The sequence below is a fragment of the Neolewinella xylanilytica genome, assembly GCF_002934605.1.
Classification (GTDB): Bacteria; Bacteroidota; Bacteroidia; order Chitinophagales; family Saprospiraceae; genus Neolewinella; species Neolewinella xylanilytica.
In genome coordinates this window covers 2,306,289-2,329,937 of sequence record NZ_PTJC01000005.1, presented here as the reverse complement: position 1 = coordinate 2,329,937, position 23,649 = coordinate 2,306,289, and the positions used below count along the sequence as shown (strand labels likewise).

The window sequence follows — 23,649 nt, the reverse complement described above, 5'->3', positions numbered from 1 at the left end:
CTCCATGCCCTACGATTTCATTGGCGACATCCACGGTCACGCCGACGAGCTGGAACGGCTGCTGCGCCGCATGGGCTACCGCCCCGCCGGCGACGGCTACCGCCACGTTTCCCGAAAAGCCTTCTTTGTGGGTGACTTTATCGACCGGGGCCCCGACAGCCCGAAGGTGCTGCGTATCGTACGGGAGATGGTCGAGGGCGGTGCCGCCCGCGCCGTGATGGGCAACCACGAATACAACGCCATCCTCTACAATACCCCGCGGGCCGACGGGAACGGCTATCTGCGCCCCCGTTCCGAAAAAAACATCCGGCAGCACGGCACGACCCTGGAACAATTCCGGGACCGCCGCTCCGAATACGACGATTACATCCGCTGGTTCCGTACCCTGCCGCTGTACTACGAAGAGGATGACTTCCGGGTCGTTCACGCCTGCTGGAATCCGCTGAGCATCGGTCGGCTGCGCGAAGAACTGGATGACGATCGGCTCCCCGACCCCGTCCCCCAGGAGCTCGACGCCCTGGAAACCCCGCTCGCCCAGGCCATCGACCGGGTACTGAAGGGCCCCGAGTTTTCTTTACCAGACGGCAATCATTTCCTGGACAAGGACGGCAACCGCCGCATGGCCCTGCGCCACAAATGGTGGAAAGACCCGAGTGGCGCGACCTACGGCGACCTCAGCGTGCACGGCACCGATCCGGAGCTGGAGAGCCTGCTTTACACCGGCGAGGAAACCGATTACTACGGCGTGACCGAGAAACACGTATTCTTCGGCCATTACTGGCTACGGGGTACGCCCTTGTTATTCCGCCACAATGTATGCTGCCTGGATTACAGCGTAGCACGCGACGGACAGCTGGTGGCTTACCGCTTCGACGGGGAGGAAGCGCTTACGCTAGACAAGCTCGTGGCGGTATAGCTTGCCGGCAAAGCCGACTGAGCCGCTTCACCCGGCGAACCGTTCTTTTATCGTATCTAATAAGTTATTTCCCCCGTTTGCTTAGCCAGACGGCGAGCCCCAGACAGGCCAAAATGAGCACCAAGTTATAGTACCAGGGTATAGCGCCCCCGAACACGCCGTACTTCAGCCCGAAGTAGCTGGCAAAATATACCGCCGTCATGAGCAGGAAGAGCCCCGGACTCGGCTTGTCTTTTCTAATTGGTTCCATGGGGAGGTTCGTTGCGCAGTGCTTGCCGGCGGTAACGCCACAGGGCTATTTCGGCGAGGATGACGGCGGCGATCAGCATCCACCACTGGCTTCTTGGCATTTCATTACCAAAAACCAGGTACTTCGTCACGAAATACACCAGAACGGGCACCCACGCCAGGGCGGCGTGAAACTTCGCTTTACTTTCGGGGCTTCGTTCCATCGGGTGCAAAATAAAGAGACCCAGGCAAAATGCCCGGGTCCTTGTTATACGACTGTGTTGTCCACAGCGTCTCTCATGAAAAATAAACCTAATCTTGAAACTAACTTTGCGTGAAAGTTAATTATGCCGCTAAGGTACGTACTTTGTGTCTTATTATATTTGGCAATTTATGCTGCCGAATACATATGGCTTTATCGCATATTAATAAAGCGGTTACTTCGGGCCTGTTCCAGTAAGTACGCAGCCCTCTTTGTAAAAGTTCGTGGGGGCGTATATTTCTCCACGTTTTAACATATCTTTTCTTCAAAAAACGTTTTGTCCCGCCCATAATCGCTCCCTGTACTGCCTGATTTGGGTTCTGAGGTAGCCAAAATAGTGGGCGGCGTACTTTCCGGATTCCGCGTGTAGGGCATTACCGTGTTCGACCAAGTTATCGAACCAGCATTGCACCTCGGCGCAGAGTTCGGGGTTGGCGGTAGCCACGTAGTTGGGGGTCACAAGGGTGGTGAACAGAAAGGGGCGGATATCCGACTTTACGATGACGACGTTGCTGGTATTAGACAGTTCGTTGTGGTAGACGCGGAAGTTGGGGCTATTATCTCCGGGCTTTTCTCCCAGGGGGAAGCGTTTTCCGGTCCGTACCATCTGCTCCAGGTGATCGACGATCAGGAACAGTTCGTCAAAGATCTGCTCCACGTGATCGGTACGCTCGAATTTTCCGATCTGCACCATATAATTTACTTGTCGCAGGGTCACGTCCAGTACACCGACCGACCAGAGCTCCCGGGCGGGTACGCCGTAGTGCTGGCGAATGGTGTCTTCCACGATCCGGTGCAACTCGTCGTCGATCAGGGAGGGAGAAAAACTTAAGCCCTTCCACTTAGTCAGGTTCCAGGTAGTCAGGCCGAACATAAAAATCTTGAAACTGCGCAGCATTGGCGTGGCCAGCTCATAGTACATCGGCAGCTCCGGGGAAGCAAAGTCGAAGTTGGCGCCCGGCAAGCGCTTGAGCTCCCCCCAGCGACGGTGTAGCTGTAAGAAATGATCGAATTCATTGCGGATGGTGTAGCGATCGTCTGGAAAGCGTAGCGTCGGCACGGCTTTCTCCTGGCCTACTCCCAGTTTGAGCCGGTAGGTTTCGGCGAGCAACATCATTTCGTCGGCGGTCAGGGCGGTATCGCCCCGCAGCCGCCGGTAGACGGCGTCCTTTCCCACGTGCAGTACTTGCGCTATGGCCTGTACGAGTTCACTGCGGGAAGCAAATCGCTTACTCAGCCGATCGAAAAAGGCGTGCTGGTGACTATATTTTTGTTGGTTCATAGCATCCGTTTATCCGGCTGTTTTGCAATAGCCACATTGCATGCCGGTACCCGAATTCAAGCAACCAACACCGCCGCGCCCCGCAATGCTCACATTTCCCGCAAACAAAGTTGAACGGACGGCGTGTTGTTTTTTGTAATTCATAAAACAAATAATTTGTTTTAAAGTTAGAAGTCGTGTTACTTTGCCGCTGCGCAAGGTGCGCCAATGGATTTCAGACAGCAGGATCGGACGGTTATTACCCGTTCATGTTTATTAATTTTTTTTCGCACTTGGCGGGTTTGTTTGACCCGTCTTTGATTTAACGAATACTCACAGAAACATGTCATTCTCCCCCCCGCCGGGAGGGGAAGCCTCATTGGGCTTCCCCTACCCGACCCTGCCGCTCCGTGCCTACTTGTACCATGACTTCCCGCCGGATAACGTTACGGGGCAGGCCATCACCCCCACTGGTGTAGATCGTCCCTTCCGGGGCCGTGCGGGGTGGGTAGTGCCGGGGGCAGGGGAGCGCTCCACGAATGGGAGGCGTAGCCGACCGGACGGAGAGGTGCGGCAGCCCCTTCGTACTTCGTAAATCAAACATCGTACTTCTCCCCTCCCCCGTGCATCTCAACTGCCACACTTCCTTCAGTCTCCGCTACGGCGTACTCCCGCCGCGCCGCCTTGTCGAAAAGGCCGCCGCCTGGGGGGTGGAGTGCCTGGCCCTTACCGACAACAACAATACCAGCTGCGCGGTGGAATTCATCCAGTGCTGCCGCGAGTTGGGGGTCAAGCCCATCCTGGGTATCTGCTTCCGCAGCGAAGACGACCAGTGGCTCTACACCGGGCTGGCGCGCAACGCCGAGGGCTGGCATAACCTTTGTCGCTTCCTCAGCGATCATTCCCTGGACGACCGGCCCCTGCCCACCGTTCCCCCACCGCTGGAAAACGTCTGGATCGTCTACCCCCGCCTGTGCAAGCCCATCCGTGACTTCCGCGACAACGAGCTGCTCGGCATCCGGCCCCAGCACGTCAATCGCCTCTTTAGCCACGAGCTGCGTCACCACCAGCACAAACTGATCGTACTCGCTCCGGTGGTCGCCATCACCGAGGAGGACTACGACCTGCACCGTACCCTGCGGGCCATCGACCGAAATACCATCCATACCAAGCTCACCCCCCGTGACCTGGCCAAGCGGGGCGACCGCCTGCTGCCCCCCGACACCCTGCGGCAATTCTACCGCCCCTACCCCGCCATCGTACGCAATACCCAGCGCATCGTCGACTCCTGCACCGCCGAGCTCGATACCGGCCTGCACATCAACCGCCAGACCTTCACCGGCTCCGAACCCGGCGATTACCGGCTACTGGAGAAGCTCGCCCTGGCCGGCGTAGCCCGCCGCTATCCGCCCGGCCCCCGCTTTCAAAAGGCCCGCCTGCGCACCGAACGGGAACTGGCCGTGATCCGTAAGCAAAAATTCGGCCCCTACTTCCTGATCACCCACGACATCGTCCGCTACGCCCGCATGGCCGGCTACCAGCACGTAGGGCGGGGTTCCGGCGCCAACTCGATAGTAGCCTACAACATCGGCATCAGCGACGTCGACCCCCTGGAACTGGATCTTTACTTCGAACGCTTCATCAACCCCTACCGCGCCAGTCCGCCGGACTTCGACATCGACTTCAGCTGGGACGAGCGGGACGACGTCACCGATTACGTCTTCAAGCGCTACGGCCGGGAGTACACCGCCCTGCTGGCTACCTACTCCACCTTCCAGGGCCGGGCCGCCCTGCGCGAGGTAGCCAAAGTGTACGGACTACCCAAAGAGGAAATCGACCAGCTGGTGCGCGACCCCCACGGCCGAGCCGACGAAGACCCGAAGGCCCGTACCGTCGTCGACATCGCCCGCCGGCTGGTGGGCCTGCCCAACCACCTCAGTATCCACGCCGGCGGTATCCTCATCACGGAAAAACCGATCTACTACCATACCGCCCAGCGGCTGATGCCCAAGGGCTTCCCGGTGGCCCACTGCGATATGTACCACGCCGAGGATATGGGGCTGCACAAGTACGATATCCTGAGTCAGCGGGGCCTCGGTCACCTGCGCTCCGCCGCCGACCTCGTTTACCGCAACCACGGCAAAACGGTCGACCTGCAGGCCCTGGACACCATCAAAAACGACCCGCAGGTGCGCTCCATGCTCAAGGCCGGTCGTGCCCTGGGCTGCTTCTATATCGAATCGCCGGCCATGCGCGGCTTACTCACCAAGCTGGGCTGCGACAATTACATCCACCTCGTGGCGGCCTCCAGCATCATCCGCCCCGGCGTGGCCAAGTCGGGCATGATGAAGGAATACATCCGCCGCTACCACTACCCGCACAGCTTCGAGTACATCGATCCGGTCTTCCGGGAGCACCTGGGCGAGACCTTCGGCATCATGGTGTACCAGGAGGACGTGATGAAAATCGTCCACCACTTCGCCGGCCTCGACCTGGACGAGAGCGACGTACTGCGGCGCATCATGTCGGGCAAGAAGCACGACGGCGACACCTTCGAGGCGCTGCGGCAGAAGTTTTTCGCCGGAGCGCGGGAGCGGGGGCATTCCGGCGAAACCGCGGCGGAGGTCTGGCGTCAGGTGGAAAGCTTTTCGGGCTACTCCTTCTGCAAGGCGCATTCGGCGAGTTTCGCGGTGGAGAGCTTCCAGAGCCTGTACCTGAAGGCCTATTACCCCCTGGAATTCATCGTGGGGGTGATCAACAACTTCGGGGGTTTTTACAAGACGGAATTCTACGTCCACGAGGCGCGCATGGAAGGCGCGGAGATTCACGCTCCCTGCATCAATAAAAGCATTTACCTGACCGACCTGAAGGACCGGGACCTCTACCTCGGTTTCATCCACGTGAAGAGCGTATCGGAGCAACTGGTACATCGCTTCATTCTGGAGCGCAAACAGCACGGCCCCTTTCGCGACCTGACCGACTTCTGCGCCCGCGTCGACGTGGAGAGCAGCCAGTTGGAACTGCTGATTCGCATCGGGGCCTTTCGCTTCACGGGCAAGCGCAAGTCGGAATTGCTGTGGGAGAAGAACGCCGTCTTCAATCCGCGGCTGAAGAAAGCCTCTTCCCTCGACCTGTTCGCCCGCGTGGCGCCCGACTACGACTTCCCCCTCGACGAAGCCCCCAATCACCGGCCCGGCCACCGGCTCAGCTCCCGGCAATTCGACCAGGCCTTCGACGAACTGGAGTTGTTGGGGTTTCCGCTTTGTTCGCCGTTTTGGCTGGTGGAGGTGGGGCAGCCGGCTACCCAGCCCTCGTCAGCCGAATCCTTTTCCCCGGCGGAGTCGGGAAAAGTTCGTCTGACGAGTGAAGCCACCACCGGGGTACCGCACCCGGCAGACGAGCCGGCTACCGCCAGGAGCCCGCACCCGGCAGACGAGCCGGCTATCGCCAGGAGCCCGCACTCGGCAGACGAGCCGGCCACCGCCGGAACTCGGCTGACGAGCCCGAACTCCTGGGATCTGCCTTCCTCCTGCGCCCCGGCGCAAAAAAGAGACGTCCACCCGCTGGCGCACGTACGCAGCAACGACCGGACGGAACTACTCGCTTACTTCGTTTGCGACAAGGTGGTACCGACCATCAAGCAAGAGCGGATGAGCTTCGGCTGCTGGCTCGACGAGCACGGCCGCTACCTCGACAGCGTCCACTTCCCGGATGCCTACCTCCGCTTCCCGTTCCGCGGCGCCGGGGTGTACCGCCTGGCCGGTAAGGTGACCCGCGAATTCGACTTCCCCTGCATCGAGGTCGACCACATGGAGCGCCTGCCCTACCTCCGCGACCTCCGCTTCACCGACGACCGCGGCTCGCCCGCGGAACCGCCGCCTACGCGCCGGGAGAGTTTAATTCCTCGGGTGCCTAAGTAGTAGGTCATAGGGGGTAGGCGCGCACGGAGAGACATCCGATGAGGCCTCCTGCGTCGGCAACACACCGGATGTCCTCCGCGCTGATGATTCGCTAATTCAGTCCTTCACTAATTCACTCCTGAGCATGTACCAACGAGCCATTCTCCACCTAGACATGGACGCCTTCTTCGCCTCCGTGGAAATCAAGAAGAACGCGGCCCTGGCCGGCATTCCGCTGATCGTGGGCGGTACCGGGGGGCGCGGCGTGGTGACCTCCTGCAGCTACGAGGCGCGGCGCTTCGGTATCCACGCGGGCATGCCGATGGCGATCGCGTTGCGCAGGTGCCCGGACGCGCGGACCGTGCGCGGCGACTATGAGGACTACGAAAAGCATTCCGGGATGGTGACCGAGATCATCGCCGAGGAGGGGCCGGTGTTCGAAAAGGCCTCCATCGACGAATTCTACGTGGACATGACGGGGATGGACCGCCACGTGGGCTGCGTGAAGTGGAGCGGGGAACTGCGGCAGCGCATCATCCGGGAAACGGGCTTACCAATCTCGGCCGGACTGGCCATCAACAAGCTGGTATCGAAGGTACGCGCCGGCGAATCCAAGCCCAACGGCTCCGGTTGGGTGCAGACGGGGGCCGAACGCGCCTTCCTTTCTCCCCTGCCCGTGCGCAAAATCCCGAGCATCGGCTCCGTGACGGCCCGGAAGATGAGCCTGATGGGCATCCGCAGGGCGGGGACGCTGAGCCAGGTGCCAGTGTCGTTGCTAGAGCGGGAATTCGGCAGTATGGGCCGCGAGTACCACCGCCGCGCCAACGGCATCGACCACCGGCCGGTGGTGCCGTATACAGAGCGGAAATCCTTTTCCTCCGAATCCACTTTCCAGACGGATACCATCGACATGGAGTTTCTGCTGCGCAAGCTCCGTCACCAGACGGCCCGACTGGCCTACGACCTCCGCCAGGCCGGCCGCTTGACGGCCCGCGTGACGGTCAAGATCCGCTACACCGACTTCAACACCTACACCCGCGCGCGCCGCATCGACTATACGGCCCACGACCAACAACTGGTGCCCGTGGCCGAAACGCTCTTCCGGGAGCTGTTCACCCGCCGGCAGTGCATCCGCCTGATCGGGGTCCGCTTCGATCTGCTGGCTAGCGGCCACACCCAACTGGACCTGTTCAACGACACCGAGGAGAACAGCCGCCTGCTGCTGGCCCTGGACAAGGTGCGGGGGCGGTTCGGGAAGACGGCGGTGGCGGTGGGCTAGGAGAAGTACGAAGTCTGATGTTTGAAGGACGAAGTACGAAGAGCTACCGCTAGGGGATGCTCGCTGCGCTCGTTTAGAGAAACACAGATTTCACGGATTTTTGGCACGGATTCTACACGGATTGGCTGCGCCGCTGACTTGGGGCCTCCCGCAGCACTGGAATTCCGTAGATCGGGCCCGGCTGCAGCCGTGTCTGGCGACCCGCAGTGCATACGCGGTAGCCGAAGCGCATCCAAGCTGTAGAAAAGTACAACGGGTGGTACCCCCCCCGGGGAGGGGTCGGGGGAGGGGAAATCAAAACGGGTCGGCCGTACTGTCAAATACGCTATGCCCCCGGCCCTGAAAGGGACGCCCCCCTAGCAAGGTCAGCTACCGCAAAGCGGGAGAGAGCCTTGCGAAAAGAGGAAGAATACCCCGCGTAAAAGACAAGGAGCCCAAAGCCAAGCCCCCGAGCACTCCCGGACGGACGCCAATCGTAACGTATCTTACCCTCCCCCGAACCAAAGACTACTTACATGCGCTTTCCGCTACTTGCCCTACTCGCCTGTTTTTCTACCCTCCTTGCCGCCCAGCAGTCCGAAACCGTAGCCCCGCCGCCCGCCAGTGACCCGCGGATGTACGACATCGCCGACGCGCCCCAGGCCGACCGGATCGAGAAGGACGTCACTACCCTGGTTAACTTCGGCACCCGCCACACCCTCAGCGACACCACCAGCGACACCCACGGCATCGGTGCCGCCCGCCGGTGGATCTACGATGAGTTCCAGCGGATCAGTGAGGCCTGCGGCGGTTGTCTGGAAGTTATGTACCAGCGCAACCTCGTGGAGGGCGATCCCGAGAGCCGCATCAAGGAAGATACCTGGGTGGTCAACGTCATCGCCGTACAGCGCGGCACGCAGGACCCCAACCGCTTCATCATGATGAGCGGCGACATCGACAGCCGCGTAAGCGACGCCCTCGACGGTACCAGCGACAGCCCCGGCGCCAACGATAACGCCAGCGGCATGGCCGGCGCCCTGGAGGCCGCCCGCGTACTGACGCAGTACGAATTCCCCGGCTCCATCCTCTACGTCGGACTCAGCGGTGAAGAGCAGGGCCTCTTCGGCGGCAAGGGCATGGCCGACTGGGTACAGGAGCAAGGCTGGAACCTGACGGGCGTGCTCAACAACGACATGATCGGCAACATCACCGGCGTGGACGGGGTAACCGATAATACCAGCTTCCGCATCTTCTCCGAACCCTATTACCCCGACGACGCCAACGACGAGCGCGCCAATACCTACCGCCGCTTCTTCGGTGGTGAAGTCGACGGCCCCAGCCGACAACTGGCCCGCTACGTCGACGCCATGACGCGGCAGTACACCACCAACCTCGAGCCGATGATGGTCTACCGCCTGGACCGCTTCGGCCGCGGCGGTCACCACCGCCCCTTCAACGACGCCGGCTTTCCCGGGGTACGCATCATGGAAACCCACGAAAACTACACCCAGCAGCACCAGGACCTCCGCACCGAAGACGGCATCGAATACGGCGACAAACTGGAACACGTCAACTTCCCCTACGCCGCCAAGCTCACCGGCGTGAACGCCATCACCCTGGCCGGTCTGGCCGCCGCCCCGCCCGCTCCGCCGCTGGTCATGATCGGCGGGGCCGTGGAACCCAGTACCCGCCTGCGGTGGGAGGCCCCGGAAACCGACACCCCCATCGCCGGCTACTACGTCCACTGGCGGCTGACCACCTCCCCGCGCTGGGAACATAAGGTGTTCGTCCCCGCCAGTCGGCTTGATCACACCCTCGAAAACATCGTAGTCGACAATTACTTCTTCGGCGTATCCTCCGTGGGCGAAGACGGTAACGAGAGCGTAGTCGTATTTCCCAGTACCCTTATCCCCCGCGGCACCCGCTAGCTCGCACCTTTGTCCTTCGTACTTTCTACTTCATAAATCGTACTTCCAAATGCGCCGCTACCTCCCCCTGGCCCTACTCCTCCTTACCGCCACCGCCGCCGTCATCACCCTGGCGCCCAGCCCCGACCAGGTGAAAGCCGCCGCCGCCGTGCTCGGTATCGATTTCCTGGACGACGCGGAGATCGAGCTCATGATGGACGACCTGGAAGACAACCTCGCCGCCTTCGATACCATCGGGAAAATGGAGATTCCCAATGGCCTCTCCCCCGCCCTGGTCTTCAATCCGGTACTGCGGCCAGAACAACTACCCGCCGACACCAGCGTGACCGCCCCCGCCACGCCGCCGGAGGTGCTGTCGGTCGACGGCGGCAACATCAACGGACTGGAGTGGGCCACCGTGGAGCAACTGGCCGGCCTCATCTACAATCGGAAGATCACCAGCCGCGAGCTGACGGAATTCTTCCTGGCACGGCTGAAGGAACACGATCCGACCCTGCACTGCGTGATCACCCTCACCGAGGAACGGGCCCTAGCCAAGGCCGACGAAATGGACGCCGAACTCGCCGCCGGCAACTACCGCGGCTATTTGCACGGCATTCCGTACGGGGCCAAGGACCTGCTGGCCGCCGAGGGCTACCCCACCACCTGGGGCGCCAAACCCTACGAAGGCCAGACCATCGACGAGGACGCCGCCGTCATCGAACAGCTCGACGCCGCCGGTGCCGTACTCTGCGCCAAACTCAGCATGGGGGCCCTGGCCTGGGGCGACGTCTGGTTCGGCGAAAAAACCCGTAACCCCTGGAACGTCGAGCAGGGCAGCAGTGGCTCGTCGGCCGGATCCGCCAGCGCGGTTGCCGCCGGTTTGGTTCCCTTTGCTATCGGCACCGAAACGCTGGGCAGCATAGTAAGCCCGAGCACCGTGTGCGGCACGACCGGCCTGCGACCCACCTTCGGGCGGGTATCCCGCCACGGCGCCATGGCCCTGAGCTGGTCCATGGATAAGATCGGCCCCATCACCCGCTCGGCCACGGATGCCGGACTAGTGCTCGCCGCCATCGCCCATTACGACCCGCGGGACGCCCATGCCATCCGGGCCGGCTTCCAGTTCGAACTGCCGGAAAACAGCACGCGCCCGACCCGCGTCGGCTACCTGAAGCGCAACTTCGCTGGCGACTATGACTTTGCCGCTAATGACTCCGCCGCCCTGGAAACGCTGCGGGAGCTAGGTTACGAATTGGTAGAGATCGAGCTACCGGATGCCCCGGATATCGGTTTCATCCTCAACGTGGAGGCCGCCGCCGCCTTCGAGTCGCTCACCCGCAGCGGTGATGACGCCCTGCTTACCCGCCAGGTCCGCAACGCCTGGCCGAATGCCTTCCGGACCGCTCACTTCGTTCCGGCCGTCGCCTACTTGCAAGCCAACCGGCTGCGCCGCGACCTGATGGAGGACATGGATGCGCTCTTCACCGAGCACGACATCGACGTGTACGTCAATCCGAGTTGGAACTCCAGCAGCCTCTTCATTACGAATATGACGGGGCATCCTTCTATCACCGTCCCCAACGGCATGTACGAGGGTACGCCGACCAGTATCACCTTTACCGGTCGCTTATTCGACGAGCAAAAATTGGTGAACGTGGCTAGTAGCTACCAGGATGTCACGCCGTGGGACGAGCGACATCCGACTGCTTTTTAAGGTGAGCCTCGAGTTGGACCATAGCCCGGGAGCGGTGGCTAATCGCGATTTTTTCCTCGGTGGACATCTGGGAGAAGCTGCGGCCATTCCCCTCGTCGGGAATGAAGACGGGGTCATAGCCGAATCCCCCGTCTCCGGTGGGATAAGTAGCGATGCGTCCGTCGCACTTGCCCTCGAAAAAATATTCCTGTCCGTTCTGTACAAGACAGATCACCGTGCGGAAACAGGCCAGCCGGTCTTTACGGTCTCCCAGGGCTGATAAGAGCTTATCGTTGTTTTCTTTGGCGTTGCGCTGTGGGCCGGCGTAGTGCGCCGTATCAACGCCTGGGGCGCCCTCCAGCGCATACACTTCCAGGCCGGTATCCTCGCTGAAGCAATCGCGACCGTGGTGGTCGACTACGTAACGCGCTTTGAGGCGGGCATTTTCTTCGAGCGTACGACCGGTTTCCGGTATTTCAGCCGTACAGCCGATATCCTGAAGGCTAAGAAAGGCGTAACGATCCCCCAATTGCTGCTGGATCTCGGCAACTTTGTGGGGATTGTTGGTGGCGAAAACAAGCTGCTGCTTCATAACCGAATGAAACAGGGCGCCAGGGCGCAGGTGCTATGAATTCTCAAAAAAGGGCAAAAAAAATGGGCAAGCACACCAGTCGCTCAACCTCCTATCCTTGCTGCATTTCTGCCCTGGGGAGATTCAGAAGGAGCTGACCGTGTGCCGCCCAAGCCACAAAGGTACGGGTTAGCTATGGAAAACAAAACTTTCCCCGACCTTTTTTCTCGTGTGGTGGAAGTAATCGACCGCGCCGCTGGCTAGCCGCGTATCACGTTCCCGTTTTCATCCCACTGTACCTGTTCGTTGCGTTTTTCCTGATCTACGTAGAGGGGAAGCCATTGGGGATCGTAGGCTAAATCGTACTTGTCGAGTACCTCCTGCGGCGGTCCGTCCCATACGTTGGGCTGATTGCCGACGTACCCCAGATCCTTGATGCCCTGCCGGCTGGTATAGTAGCAGGTCATCGCCATGAACCGGGCGTGATTGAAAAACTGAACGCCGGGGGGCTGGACGTTGGCTTCGGGATCCGGATAGGCGATACTGTCCACGATGGCGATTCGCTGATCGTCGGTCAACTCGTTGAAGGATTTTCCCTCGTAGTTACGGCTAGACTCCGCGTTTAGCCACGCCAGACCACCCCGCAAACGGGTAGCGTGTACGCCTGGTTGGTCCTTCGCCATGAACTCACAGAATTCGCTGAATCCGCTTTCTTCGACGTTCGGGATGATGATGTTTCCCAGTACGACCAGGGTTTCGAGCTCGTAATCGGAAAAAAAGCGTTCGCTACGTAGTTGCGCTTCCCGTTCGGCTTCGTAGGCCGTTCGCAGTCCGTACCCTTCGTTTTCGGCTTCGGTAGCGGAGGCCGGCACAGGATCACCCGTACGCTCGCATGCGACGCTTCCGCCGATGAAGGCCGTACCGACGGCACCTCCGAGAATAGTTTTAAGCGTTTTACGACGATCCATCAGATATTCATTTTTTTAAGTTCTTCCACAATATGGTCTCCCTGCCGCCACGCCAGGGCCAAAATGGTCCAGGTCGGGTTCTTATCCGCCTGACTGGAGAAAGTAGCCGCGTCGGAAATGAACACGTTGGGCGATTCGTGCAGCTTACCCCAGCGGTCGGTTGCACTGGTTTTGGGGTCGTCTCCCATCCGGGCGGTTCCGACTTCGTGGATGATCGCTCCGGGGGCCAGCAGGCCATACTCCTGGTCTTTTCCGGGCTCCGGGGAAATCAGTTCGGCTCCCATGTCATTCATGATGGAGCGAAGGGTTTGTTGGGCGTGTTGGGCCTGTTTGTACTCGTAATCGGTCCATTTGTAATTGAACCGCAGGATCGGGATACCCCATTCGTCTACCTGACCGCTGGGATCGATCTCGCAGTAGTTATCGTACATCGCGACCGATTCCCCCCGCATGGCCATGCCTACGTAGGCCCCGTAGTAGCGGTTCATCTCTTCGATCATCTTGGGGCCGTAACCGCCGACGCGCTCGCCGACGGCCCGCTGCATTTCCAAAATGCCGCCGCCAAAGCCGTAGCTGGGCATGCCCATGCCGCCCCATACCTCGATGTGGTAACCACGTGGGAAGTCTAGTTTCTTATTGTCCAGCCACCAGGGAGCATAGACATGCAGACCGCCCACGCCGTCTTCGTTGTACCGTTGACGATCCATCAGACTGGGGACGAACCCACTTACATTGAGCCCGGTGCTGTCGTGAAGGTAGCGGCCCACTACCCCACTGCCGTTACCAAGGCCGTTGTCCTGCCCCGGTGCCCGGCTATTCAGCAACAGACGTGCCGTTTCGCACGACCCGGCGGCCAGTACGACCACTTTGCCGTTGATGGTATACTCGCGACGGTCCTCCTTACTGACGTAACTGACGCCGGTTGCACGACCGGTAGCGTCGGTGATCACTTCCCGGGCCATGGAGTCGGTATAGAGATCGACGGTGCCGCTGCTTTTCATGGCCGGAATGACCAAGGCACTACTTGCGCTGAAGTCCGCCTTGACCATACAGCTCCGACTGCACTGACCGCAGTAAAAGCACAGGCCGCGTTCGTCGTTGACCTTCTTGGTGACGATACTCAGCCGGCTGGGAACGAAAGGTACGCCGACGTTTTTGGCGTGCTTAGCCACCAGCATTTCGTGCAAGCGCGGCTTGGGGGGCGGCAGAAAAAATCCGTCCGGATCGTTGGGTAAGCCTTCGTTCGTACCGAAGACACCAATTAGCTTGTCGACTTTGGTATACCAGGGTTTGACCTCATCGTAGGTGATAGGCCAGTTGGCACCCAAACCGTCCTTATCGTAATGCTTGAAGTCGTCGGGCCCGAACCGGAGGCTGATGCGCCCCCAGTGGTTGGTCCGTCCACCGAGCATCCGGCTGCGAAACCACTCGAAGTTCGTGCCAGGAAAAGTGGTGTAGGGCTCTCCCGGAATGTCCCATCCGCCGAACGCCGCATTGAAATCACCGAAGGGGCGCGTCGTGGATGCACCGCGTCGCGGACTTTCCCAAGGCCAGCGCAACTGAGTGACCATTTCCTTGTCGGTGGGATCGTAGAACGGCCCGGCCTCGATGATGGCAATGTTCAGGCCATTCTCGGCGAGGCGGCGGGCGGTCATTCCCCCGCCGGCGCCGCTGCCGACGATGATGGCATCGTATTCCTTAGCGTTTTTTTTGATTTGCACGGAGCGTGATTGTTGTTAGCAAGCTATCTACTTGGTAGTTCATGCTTCTGGATCGACAGAAAGCGTTTCTACTCGATTCCTTCGGTCGTAACCAGGAATCATTGTCAGACTATAACGGATAGTCGCCCAACAAATTTAGCGGAAGAAGCGAGAACTAAAAGGATTTAGCAAAAGTGCGTTGAGATGAATGAATGGAGGTTTAGAGAGAAGCGAATATACCGTTTTGATTTATTCTGGGGGCAAGAAGGTGGATGTACTACGCCCATTTGACAACTCGGAGCAAACGGGGATGGTTCCGCATCGGATCCTCTCCCGTTACAACTACCGCAAAAAGGCGCTTTTTTGGACGAATCCCAAGCTCACCCCGCCGGTAATTGTAGTAGAGTGCACTTTTCTGTAGAAGGATTTGAGCAAAGCCGGGGGTGAAAGCAGCCAATGACGGAACTCCCAATATTCGGCATCGCGGAAGAACGGCTGATCGACAGCTACCTATGGTTTACCAAGACCGAAGGCAGCGAAAGCCGGCCGATGTAAGTTACCGCCCCGCCCCAAGGCCTTTACTGGCTCGCCCAAACCGCCTTACCAAGCCCCGATTCGGTTGGACTACAAACGGTCCCTCAAAAACCTGGGCACCATCCTCGTGTGCTAGCATTCTGTGCCTAGAAGATTTACGATATGGTGAAGTGTATCGATGCGCTGCTGGAGCGAGCCATCAATTCCATTATCCTCCGAATCGGGGTGCCGTAACCTGGCCCGAAAAGAACACTTGATCCACCCGGGCGGACTCCCCCCGCAACCAGGCTATTGCGCACATCACGCAAATCGGACGTAAGGGATGCTGAAGGAAGGGGGGCGACCACCTAGGGAGTCTAGCCGAAACGACCATGTTCTGGTAAAAGGGGATGCGTGGCTCACAGCTATACTCGCAAAAACTAACTGCGCAAAACCACGAGAACACGATGAAATTAAAGGCGCTCAAAGCGTCACCGCTCTGGGTATGCTCGGAATGCCTGAAACGTACCTTTCCGAATCATCAGGTCAGTAATATCGTAGCACTTCCCTTGTCATGCAAAGTGAGGAAATCATGCCGTTTGCACCTATTATAATTAAGGAACATTTGAAACTTTAAAAATAATCTTTGGATACGAAAAAAAGCTTTAAATTATTAACGATCTCAGTGGGATAATTCGGATTACGACAGCGGCGCGCAGATAGTCGAACCTAAATTCACTTTCAAAACACCAATACCATGAATTACGTCATTCTGCGTCGTAGCGCCGCTACGGCTATGCTCGCTTGCTTGTTTGTATTTACTAACTGCGTCGAGGACCGGGAAAACGCCTTTACCATAATTGATGCAGCACCATCCGGGGCCGTTGAACTTCCGGACGAATCCGTATCCGAAACCAGTATGGAGGTATCCGTACGTAAGGTGCTTGCTTCCGTATCGCGACTTCCTGTAAAACCACTTAAGTTCTCGGAACTTATGGTTGGATTGGGATATCAAAACAAAGCGGAAGGCATTGCCTTTGACCTAGCTGCCCCGATCGAATCCTTCGAAATAGGCATGGCGCGCCAAGACCAACCCGCCAACACCCCCCTACAGCAGTCACTGAATGAAGTCTTCGAAATACTGTCAACTCAATCCCCCTCACCCACCGAGGCCTACGAAAGTCTGAATCGGTACGAGGACCAGTTCTTGCGAAACCTTCCCGAGGGAATAGACCATACCGAAGCAAACGTGGTATTGCACGATATTAATCTTTACAAGGCTAGTTTAAAAATACTATACCCGAACCATTTTAGCGACAACGGGAATCCCAAAGCTTCACAGGTGGTAAAGGACATACTTTCGTTGTTTGGCTTGACCGTAGACTTTATGAGTGAAGCGGGGGTTGATGCCTGCGCCGTTGCCATTTTGGCCGCAGTTGCTTCTGCCGTATCCTGTGCGATGGGTAATGTATTTTCCTGTACTTCGCTTACCCTTTTAAAACTTCCTAAGGCCTTTAAGACCTGCAGAAAAAAACCCGTCCCTTGGACCTGCGATATGAGCCCGGATCCTTGCTGTGGTGTTAACTGCAGAGCCGGTTACACATGCGATTACTGGACTTCAACTTGTGTATACGATGCCGCTAGCGATCCTTGTCAGAATTGCCTGCCCGGGCAAATCTGTGCCAACGGGCGCTGTGTAAATCCATAAACCTGATTTCCGGATTAGTACTCATCGACTGTCGGGAGCTGGCTGCATATTACAAGCCAGCTCCCGGTGGTTATTAGCTCTATGACGTACTGCCGGGGCTGTTATGAAGAGTCCCCGTGCTCACCACTGCATCTGTACTACTTGAGCGTGTTGCTCTGTAGTGTTAAGAGAGCAACCCCCGTGAAAGCCCGGGGGCACTGTATACTACCTCGACAAATTTGGACCACGAGCTAAGTGTTCAACTTAGCTCGTGCCATGAACCGATCGATAAGAAAATCAGCTGCGCTACTGCCTACTGCGGCTACCGCTGCATTCAAGGCCAAAGTCGCCCTTGAAGCCTGGAAAGACAGACGGTAGCTTAGCTGGCGGAGAAGTTTGAGCTTCACCCTGACCAGATCAGTCAGTGGAAGCAGGAGTTCATCGCCGGCTCCGAGGAGATCTTTGAGCCCGGGAAAAATCCGCAAATCTCCGCACCTGACTCGGGCCAGGTAACGGAGGCGGAGGCCAAAGTGCTCTACGCCAAGATTGGCCAACTACAGATGGAGCGCGACGTTCTAAAAAAATGCTTAGCCAATTGGGATCAGTTGAAGTAAGGCGTTCGCTGGTCGACCGGCCTGACCCGCTACCCGTCCGGCGGCAGTGCTGACTCCTCGGCGATAGCCGGGGTAGCGTATACTATGCGCCAAAGGGAAAGAGCGAGCCGCGAACCTGGCGATGATGCGGCTGATGGACGCCCACATTCTGGAGGAGCCGACCGCGGGCGTGCCGACCATGCAGTCAATGCTCCGAGATAAGGGTTATGCGGTGGGTTAAGAACGGGTGCGTAGACTGATGCGCAAGGCCTTTATCCGAGCCATCTACCCACGCCGGCACCTAACCGTCCTTGGACAAGCAAAGTACGTTCATCCATATCTGCTGCGTGACCTGAAAATCAACCGACCGGGTCAGGTCTGGGCCGTCGACATCACCTATGTCCCGCTGCAACAAGGCTTCATATATGTCACGGCTATTATTGTAGCCTTCCCCAAAAACTGGACAACATATAGATCGAGCGCTTCTGGCGTACGATTGAGCGTCAACACATTTTTCTCAGCCCGGCTAACGATGGCCGCCAGCGGTACCATCACGCCGTCTAATTTTCAACTAACTGATTTGGTTCCGTGGTCTGAGAACCTAAGGTATTATAGTGGTGCGCTAATTCACCCGACCGGTATGGAGAGTTTCCAGATACGCTAGTAGTGCTATATAGTCCTCCCGCTCGTTTTTAAGCCGTTCTTTGCGTACGTACTTAGCGGCGGCTTCACTTTCTTCCTCGGCGAGGCCCGCAAGCAAATCCTTCATTTTATCGATCTCAACATTTCCTTTATCAGCTACCAGATAATAGCGGGTATCCCGCTTGAGGGTTTTTCTAGCTTCACTGGTATCGAACATGTTTTTTGGTGGCGGATCCTTCCATTCCGTACGCTCTTGAATGAGCAATCGGTTATGGGCTCCCGAGAAGGCGATTTCATACCACTGTATCCCCTTACTACGCCCTGTCGGATCAAAGCCTGGCACAAACTGGCGGCCCTTACCGTCGGTAATGGATTGAATGGCCGGATTATCTAGTTCGTAGACGGATGCTTCCATTTTCACCTCGACCTTCTGATCGATCAGCCGAATGCGCGCAGGAAGTTCAAACGCCTGTCCGTCTTTAAGAACAATCGTAAACGGGACAAATTCTGTATTGAGGTAAGCAATCTCCGCGTCAATTTCGTAGGCCAGCGCGGGGTTGCTAACGTAAAATGCACCACCGGCAGTAAGTGCCGCATTTGGATTTTGCAGGTTGAACATCGCCTGTCGGGTACCATCTTTTACATCAGCCTGGTTTGTAAGGTCGGTGGTTTCGTCCTGCCCGCGAACGGCCGGGGAAAATACCAGTACCATAAAGCATACAACCAGCTCGCTCGTTTTCATAGACTATAGTTTAGACAACCATCAAATTACAACAAAACGGCGGGTGCATCTACCTGATGCGCCCGCCGTGGTCAAGCTTCGGAGAAAAACTAAATTAGGTATTAGTTAAAAACCGGAGTCGGATCATCCAATGTTTTATCCCCTGGGTAACTACTATTGGAGGATATTTCCGTCGAAGGATACAGGAAACGTTCCGCCGGGCTGGTACGGGTATCCATATCGGCACCAATAAGGTTATCGGTCCGAATGATGTCGTAATACGTAGGTAACCCGAAAACGGAAACATATTTCTCTACCAAGATGGCACGGATAAGGTCGTCACCAGACAAATCGGTACCATCCAGGTCGTCGTAAGAGTCGGTTCCGAGGACCTCATCCCAGTAATTCCGCGCATTGTTCAGCGCAACAAGTGCAGCCTCTTCGTCACCCGTGCGGGCAGCGGATTCGGCGATGATTAACTGAACTTCCGGGTATCCCACGAGTGGAAAGTTGGCGTCGCTGGCGAAAAAGCCACCGGTGCCGACGTTTATCCGGTAGATACCCTGGTCTACCCCGGAACTAAAGAATGCTAAACGGGCGGCGTCATCGGTCTTTTCATCCGCGCGTGACATAGGCGTGCCCTCCGCTAAAATGTTATACAAGGTGGACTCGACCGTGCTATCATTACCGTAGGAGAGGTAGTTAGCACGTTGCTCGGCTTCAAACTGGTAGGTCAGGTTTTCACTGAAGTTCGTAGTCGTGTGAATGATTTCGACACCATCCGATAGCTGATCGAAGTTAGCGGCCCTGGCAGCCGCTAGTGCTGCCGGATAGTCGCTTTGTGCTAAGTAATAGCGGGCTAGTAACGCGCTACCAAATTCGCCCCAGGTCGTGCCTCCCGTCTCACCGGTTGTGAACACTTCGTTGGCGGTAGACACGCGGTTGTCGGCACCCGCGCCGGTAATGGACGCTTCAATTAGCGCAAGGGCGGTCGCCAGCACATCTTCCTGGGGTTCGTATACAGGATCGGGGAAGTCCAGGTTGTTTACCTGAGTGTAGGGAACATCACCAAACATTAGGGCCGCTTCGGCTACGTAGTACCCCTCAAGCAACTGGGAATAGTTAGCGATGACCCCCAGTCCTTCGGCCGTAGCCTGTTCCTGAGCTATTTGAGCCTGGGCGATACCCTGTTGAAACAGATCCCCCCAAACACCATCGAAGGTGGCGGCACTTACTTCATACCGATCTTGGGTGATGTACTGACGGTCCGTGCCAACGAACTGGTCCGACCACATACCGGCAATACGTAAGGGTTCGGCTTCGGCGATTGCCGCCGTGCTCAGAACCACGTGGTTAAAGACCAGTTGAGCTGGCACTTCCGTGAACTCATTCGGGTTGATGTTGAGGTCGTCTACAACACTCTGGCAAGAGGTAAATATGGCTGCGGATGCAAAGACCGCAAATACTGCATTTTTCATTTTGTCTGATTAAGTGATGGGTAAAAATGACGTAGCGCGTAAGTCGGTCCGTGGCAGGATGGTTCTTGTGGAGGCATCCTGCCACCGGACCGATTTTTAGAACACACGTATTTTTAAAAGCCGAACTTCAGGTTGAAAAGCACGGACCGGCTACCGGGGTTATTAAAATAAGCCAGACCCCGGCCGCGGGAGGCACCGGTAAGGTTGGTATCGGGATCCGCACCCTCGAAGGGGGTCCACAGCAGCAGGTTACGCCCGGTTATACCGACACTGACATTACTCAGGCCAACACCTGCTAAAAGGGTAACGGGCAAGTTGTAGCTCAGTGTCACCTCTCGGAGGCGAGTCCACGAGGCATCTTCGATGTATTGTTCATCAATGGAACCGAAACCACCACCGTTACCCAAATACCACGAAGCATCGGCAGCCACTGGGCCGGCACCAAAGTCGATGACATTTCCGCGGAACTCCGTGCCGGCAGGAATGGTCGCACCAGCCGCGTTCTTAATGTCGGAAGGTGCGGTAGAAATATTCGCCGTAATGGGATCAATACCGAAGTACTGCATTACTCCTTTGGTACCATTCCACATGTCCTGACCCTGAGCGGTTTCGAAAAGGACGCTAAGAGCGATTCCTTTGTACGTAACCTCACTACCGAGGCCACCGCGCCAGTCGGGATTCGGATCACCGATAACGCCTTGAACTACGTCATTAGTAGGAAAGCCGTTTTCGTTGAGGGCGAAGTCCCCATCCTCGTCGCGGAGGTACATACCTCCGTAAAGTGCGCCGAAAGGAGCACCTTCCACGAGTGCGGAGGAGGTAGAGGTAAAGCCATTCAGAATGAGGCGGCTGACGTCGGGCAGTTTCGTAACGATGTTCTCGTTATGGCTTGCGTTACCGAACAGCCGCCACCGGGCTTCTCCGTCGTTGATGATGTTGTAGGAAAAATCGAGCTCAAATCCCGTATTGGTGATTTCGGCGATATTGGCGAACCTGCTGGTAAAGCCGCTACTCGGCGGGGTTTCAACTTGCAAGAGGGCATCTTCGGTAATGCGATCATAATACGTCAAGCCGAGGCTGAGACGATTTTGGAAGAAACGGAAGTCACCGCCTACCTCAAATTCTTTTACAATTTCGTTGGTCAGGTTCGGATTGCCCTGCACCGCACTACGGGCATAGGTACCTCCGTAGTTGAGCCCGTCCAACACATCGCCCCATCCACCGGATCCGGGAGAAGTTGAAACGAAGGTGGAAAGGTTCCTGTACAAAGGAGGCTCAATACCTACCTCGCCGTAGCTGGCACGCAGTTTGGCAAAGCTTACTGTTTTGGCATCGTCATCCAACAGCTTGTACCCCAAACTGGCACTCGGGTAGAAGAATAATTCATCCGGAAGCGATGCAGTCCGTTCCGCTCTTCCACTAAGCTCGACCAGTAAGTTTTCTACAATCGTAAAATTCAGTACGCCAAAGACACCGTTCTTCCGGTTCCGGCTTAGGGCTTGGGTAGAGCCATTGTTCGACGCTATGGCGTTCTCGATCACGAATTTATCCGAGGGAACGAGCAAATTGGTAGCCGAGCCACTCAGCCGCTGGTAATCATTATCGTAGTAGTTATACCCAACCGTGTAATCGAGAGCGAAAGCATCACTAATCTCCGTGTTTCCATTAAGGATCAGGAAGATATTCTGGGTCTTTTCCGTGATCTCATCCCGGAACAATCCACCCTGGCCGTAATCGCCGGCCGAGAGTACCGGAAAGACCGTACGCCGCTCATCCGTATAATAATCCAGTCCGTAGCGGGCGGTAAGTTTCAAGTTGGGTAAAATGTTGTAATTGATCTCCGGAGCTACCAAAAAACGATCCACTTCGGAAGGGTTTAACTGGCGGTTAATGGTCCAACCCGGATTGTTGTAGGCTGGTATACCCGTGCCCAGGTAATTCCGGTAACCCCGGTGACCGTTTCTCGCGATACCGTCCGCATCCGTATATACACCGGAGTAGTCCGTGTTATCGAAATCGGGCGAGGTCCGAAGGTAGCCGAGGTAAAGCCCGGCAAGGTTGGATCCAGTCTGGATGCGGTTTGACTCCACGCCGGAGTAGCTGCTGTTGACGCGAATACTCACCTTATCGGTCAGGTTGAAGTCCTGGTTGATCCGGATGGTGGTACGGTCGTAATCGGAGTTGCCGCGCAGCAGACCTTCCTGTTGCAGGTTAGAAAAGCTAACGTAGGTATTGCTGTTGTCTCCTCGAAAATTGATGCCTACGTTCATATCCAGCGTACTTCCGGTCTGGAATATTTGATCGCGGTTCACGTCGTTGTAGACCGTTCTATCCCCTTTCTCGGTAATCGGGTAGTATACGGTTCCCGTCTGGTCGCCGGTGAAGAATCCACCGTTTTCGTTTACCACGTCGGTGCCGCTACGATCGGCGATGCGGTCGCCCCAACTAAGACCGGTGTTGGGGACGTAACTACCAAACTGTTCAAAATTCTCCGTCGTGAAGGGCGATCCCTGACCGAAAACGCCCTGCTTTTCGTACTCTCTGTTAACTTCGTCGAGCCCGTAAGAGATACCTGCATTAACAGTAAACCGTTTGCCCCCTGTACGTCCGCGCTTGGTGTTAATCACCAGTACGCCGTTAGCGGCACCGGTACCGTACACCGCGGCGGCCGAAGCCCCCTTGAGTACGGTGATGCTTTCGATGTCTTGCGGGTTGATATCGTTGAGGCGGCTCTGCTGCACTACGCCACCGGTACCCCCCCCAATGTTGGAATTGGAGATCGGAACACCATCTAAAATGATCAGCGGCGATGCATCGCCGAGGATGGTATTCTGGCCGCGGATCTGAATGTAAGCGCCCGATCCCGGGTCACCGGAATTACGGGTGATGTTGATGCCGGAAGTCTTGCCTGCCAGCCCCTGTACTACGCCCGTCTCTCCCGAGCGCTGAAGGACATCTGCTTTGACCAACGTGGCCGAAGAGAGGTCTTCATCTCGCCGCCGCTCAATGCCCAACGCGGTGACCACGACTTCTCCCAGTTGCGCGGCGTTTTCTTCGAGGGCTATGTCATAGGTCGTCCGGCCTTCCTCGAGCACCACTTTCTCGGTGGTAAACCCTGTATAGCTAACAATCAGTACTTCACCTCCATCCGGAACGGCTAAACTGAAGCTGCCATCAATGTCCGAAACCGTTCCGGAGGTGGTGCCTTCGACGAGGATCGAGGCGCCAATCAGGCCTTGACCGTCTACATCGGTAACATTGCCGGAAACCGTCCGTTGCGCAATGGCGATACCAAATGCGAAGCAGACGAGTGCTCCGACTAGTAATAGTCTTTTCATCCTAGTAAGTA

16 protein-coding genes and 1 other RNA gene are annotated in these 23,649 nt (G+C 57.2%); 7 read left to right on the top strand and 10 right to left on the bottom strand.

The features are described from left to right. Window positions 1-4: 4 nt before the first annotated feature. A complete protein-coding gene (locus CLV84_RS09055) occupies window positions 5-916 on the top strand; it encodes a metallophosphoesterase (RefSeq protein WP_104419547.1) in 912 nt (303 codons plus the stop codon). 64 nt (window positions 917-980) lie between these two features. On the opposite strand, the gene CLV84_RS09050 is transcribed toward CLV84_RS09055, so the two are convergent. The 3 genes from CLV84_RS09050 to CLV84_RS09040 form a co-directional block, all read right to left on the bottom strand. Continuing rightward, entirely contained in the window at window positions 981-1,166 is a 186-nt protein-coding gene (locus tag CLV84_RS09050) for a hypothetical protein (protein ID WP_104419392.1), read from the bottom strand. Further along, entirely contained in the window at window positions 1,153-1,368 is a 216-nt protein-coding gene (locus CLV84_RS09045) for a hypothetical protein (protein ID WP_104419391.1), read from the bottom strand. The genes CLV84_RS09050 and CLV84_RS09045 overlap by 14 nt, the downstream gene beginning before the upstream one ends. A gap of 303 nt (window positions 1,369-1,671) precedes the next feature. Continuing rightward, window positions 1,672-2,688, bottom strand: a complete 1,017-nt coding sequence (locus CLV84_RS09040) for a hypothetical protein (RefSeq protein ID WP_104419390.1) — start codon at window positions 2,686-2,688, stop codon at window positions 1,672-1,674. A gap of 322 nt (window positions 2,689-3,010) precedes the next feature. Between CLV84_RS09040 and CLV84_RS21825 the strand changes: the two genes are divergently transcribed. The 5 genes from CLV84_RS21825 (at window position 3,011) to CLV84_RS09020 (ending at window position 11,448) form a co-directional block, all read left to right on the top strand. Beyond that, a complete protein-coding gene (locus tag CLV84_RS21825; protein ID WP_170067634.1) occupies window positions 3,011-3,262 on the top strand; it encodes a hypothetical protein in 252 nt (83 codons plus the stop codon). A 28-nt stretch (window positions 3,263-3,290) separates the two neighbouring features. Further along, window positions 3,291-6,587: a DNA polymerase III subunit alpha gene (gene dnaE / locus CLV84_RS09035; protein WP_170067633.1), complete on the top strand. Its 3,297-nt coding sequence runs from the start codon at window positions 3,291-3,293 to the stop codon at window positions 6,585-6,587. 124 nt (window positions 6,588-6,711) lie between these two features. Next, complete coding sequence (dinB, locus tag CLV84_RS09030; protein WP_104419388.1) at window positions 6,712-7,845, top strand: DNA polymerase IV; 1,134 nt, start codon at window positions 6,712-6,714, stop codon at window positions 7,843-7,845. A gap of 515 nt (window positions 7,846-8,360) precedes the next feature. Next, window positions 8,361-9,752 (top strand): M28 family metallopeptidase, encoded by a 1,392-nt coding sequence (locus CLV84_RS09025; RefSeq protein WP_104419387.1) that lies wholly within the window; start codon window positions 8,361-8,363, stop codon window positions 9,750-9,752. 49 nt (window positions 9,753-9,801) lie between these two features. Beyond that, a complete protein-coding gene (locus CLV84_RS09020) occupies window positions 9,802-11,448 on the top strand; it encodes an amidase (RefSeq protein WP_104419386.1) in 1,647 nt (548 codons plus the stop codon). On the opposite strand, the gene rdgB is transcribed toward CLV84_RS09020, so the two are convergent. From rdgB to CLV84_RS09000, 4 genes are all read right to left on the bottom strand, one after another. Continuing rightward, window positions 11,411-12,019, bottom strand: a complete 609-nt coding sequence (gene rdgB / locus CLV84_RS09015; protein WP_104419385.1) for an RdgB/HAM1 family non-canonical purine NTP pyrophosphatase — start codon at window positions 12,017-12,019, stop codon at window positions 11,411-11,413. The two genes, CLV84_RS09020 and rdgB, sit on opposite strands and share 38 nt — an antisense overlap. Window positions 12,020-12,076: 57 nt before the next feature. Next, window positions 12,077-12,173: signal recognition particle sRNA small type (gene ffs, locus CLV84_RS09010), an RNA gene on the bottom strand. Window positions 12,174-12,258: 85 nt separating this feature from the next. After that, window positions 12,259-12,966, bottom strand: coding sequence for a gluconate 2-dehydrogenase subunit 3 family protein (locus tag CLV84_RS09005; RefSeq protein ID WP_104419384.1), 708 nt, complete (start codon window positions 12,964-12,966; stop codon window positions 12,259-12,261). Beyond that, a complete protein-coding gene (locus tag CLV84_RS09000) occupies window positions 12,966-14,687 on the bottom strand; it encodes a GMC family oxidoreductase (protein WP_104419383.1) in 1,722 nt (573 codons plus the stop codon). Before CLV84_RS09000 ends, CLV84_RS09005 begins: the two co-directional genes overlap by 1 nt. A 1,249-nt stretch (window positions 14,688-15,936) precedes the next feature. Here CLV84_RS09000 and CLV84_RS08995 point away from each other — a divergent pair. Beyond that, window positions 15,937-16,887, top strand: coding sequence for a hypothetical protein (locus CLV84_RS08995; protein ID WP_104419382.1), 951 nt, complete (start codon window positions 15,937-15,939; stop codon window positions 16,885-16,887). 1,194 nt (window positions 16,888-18,081) lie between these two features. On the opposite strand, the gene CLV84_RS08985 is transcribed toward CLV84_RS08995, so the two are convergent. From CLV84_RS08985 to CLV84_RS08975, 3 genes are all read right to left on the bottom strand, one after another. Next, entirely contained in the window at window positions 18,082-18,843 is a 762-nt protein-coding gene (locus CLV84_RS08985; RefSeq protein WP_104419380.1) for a hypothetical protein, read from the bottom strand. A gap of 101 nt (window positions 18,844-18,944) precedes the next feature. Beyond that, entirely contained in the window at window positions 18,945-20,300 is a 1,356-nt protein-coding gene (locus tag CLV84_RS08980) for a SusD/RagB family nutrient-binding outer membrane lipoprotein (RefSeq protein WP_104419379.1), read from the bottom strand. A 113-nt stretch (window positions 20,301-20,413) separates the two neighbouring features. Further along, on the bottom strand, window positions 20,414-23,638 hold the full coding sequence (locus CLV84_RS08975) for a SusC/RagA family TonB-linked outer membrane protein (RefSeq protein ID WP_104419378.1): 3,225 nt from the start codon (window positions 23,636-23,638) through the stop codon (window positions 20,414-20,416). Between the last annotated feature and the right edge of the window lie 11 nt (window positions 23,639-23,649).

Excerpts from the sequence above, each read along its gene's own strand:
- CLV84_RS09045 (WP_104419391.1), bottom strand. The coding sequence starts at position 1,368 with ATGGAACGAAGCCCCGAAAGTAAAGCGAAGTTTCACGCCGCCCTGGCG.
- rdgB (WP_104419385.1), bottom strand. The coding sequence starts at position 12,019 with ATGAAGCAGCAGCTTGTTTTCGCCACCAACAATCCCCACAAAGTTGCC.
- CLV84_RS09050 (WP_104419392.1), bottom strand. The coding sequence starts at position 1,166 with ATGGAACCAATTAGAAAAGACAAGCCGAGTCCGGGGCTCTTCCTGCTC.
- CLV84_RS09020 (WP_104419386.1), top strand. The coding sequence starts at position 9,802 with ATGCGCCGCTACCTCCCCCTGGCCCTACTCCTCCTTACCGCCACCGCC.
- CLV84_RS09025 (WP_104419387.1), top strand. The coding sequence starts at position 8,361 with ATGCGCTTTCCGCTACTTGCCCTACTCGCCTGTTTTTCTACCCTCCTT.
- CLV84_RS09055 (WP_104419547.1), top strand. The coding sequence starts at position 5 with ATGCCCTACGATTTCATTGGCGACATCCACGGTCACGCCGACGAGCTG.
- CLV84_RS09005 (WP_104419384.1), bottom strand. The coding sequence starts at position 12,966 with ATGGATCGTCGTAAAACGCTTAAAACTATTCTCGGAGGTGCCGTCGGT.
- CLV84_RS08985 (WP_104419380.1), bottom strand. The coding sequence starts at position 18,843 with ATGAAAACGAGCGAGCTGGTTGTATGCTTTATGGTACTGGTATTTTCC.
- CLV84_RS09040 (WP_104419390.1), bottom strand. The coding sequence starts at position 2,688 with ATGAACCAACAAAAATATAGTCACCAGCACGCCTTTTTCGATCGGCTG.
- CLV84_RS21825 (WP_170067634.1), top strand. The coding sequence starts at position 3,011 with ATGTCATTCTCCCCCCCGCCGGGAGGGGAAGCCTCATTGGGCTTCCCC.
- CLV84_RS08995 (WP_104419382.1), top strand. The coding sequence starts at position 15,937 with ATGAATTACGTCATTCTGCGTCGTAGCGCCGCTACGGCTATGCTCGCT.
- dinB (WP_104419388.1), top strand. The coding sequence starts at position 6,712 with ATGTACCAACGAGCCATTCTCCACCTAGACATGGACGCCTTCTTCGCC.
- CLV84_RS08975 (WP_104419378.1), bottom strand. The coding sequence starts at position 23,638 with ATGAAAAGACTATTACTAGTCGGAGCACTCGTCTGCTTCGCATTTGGT.
- CLV84_RS08980 (WP_104419379.1), bottom strand. The coding sequence starts at position 20,300 with ATGAAAAATGCAGTATTTGCGGTCTTTGCATCCGCAGCCATATTTACC.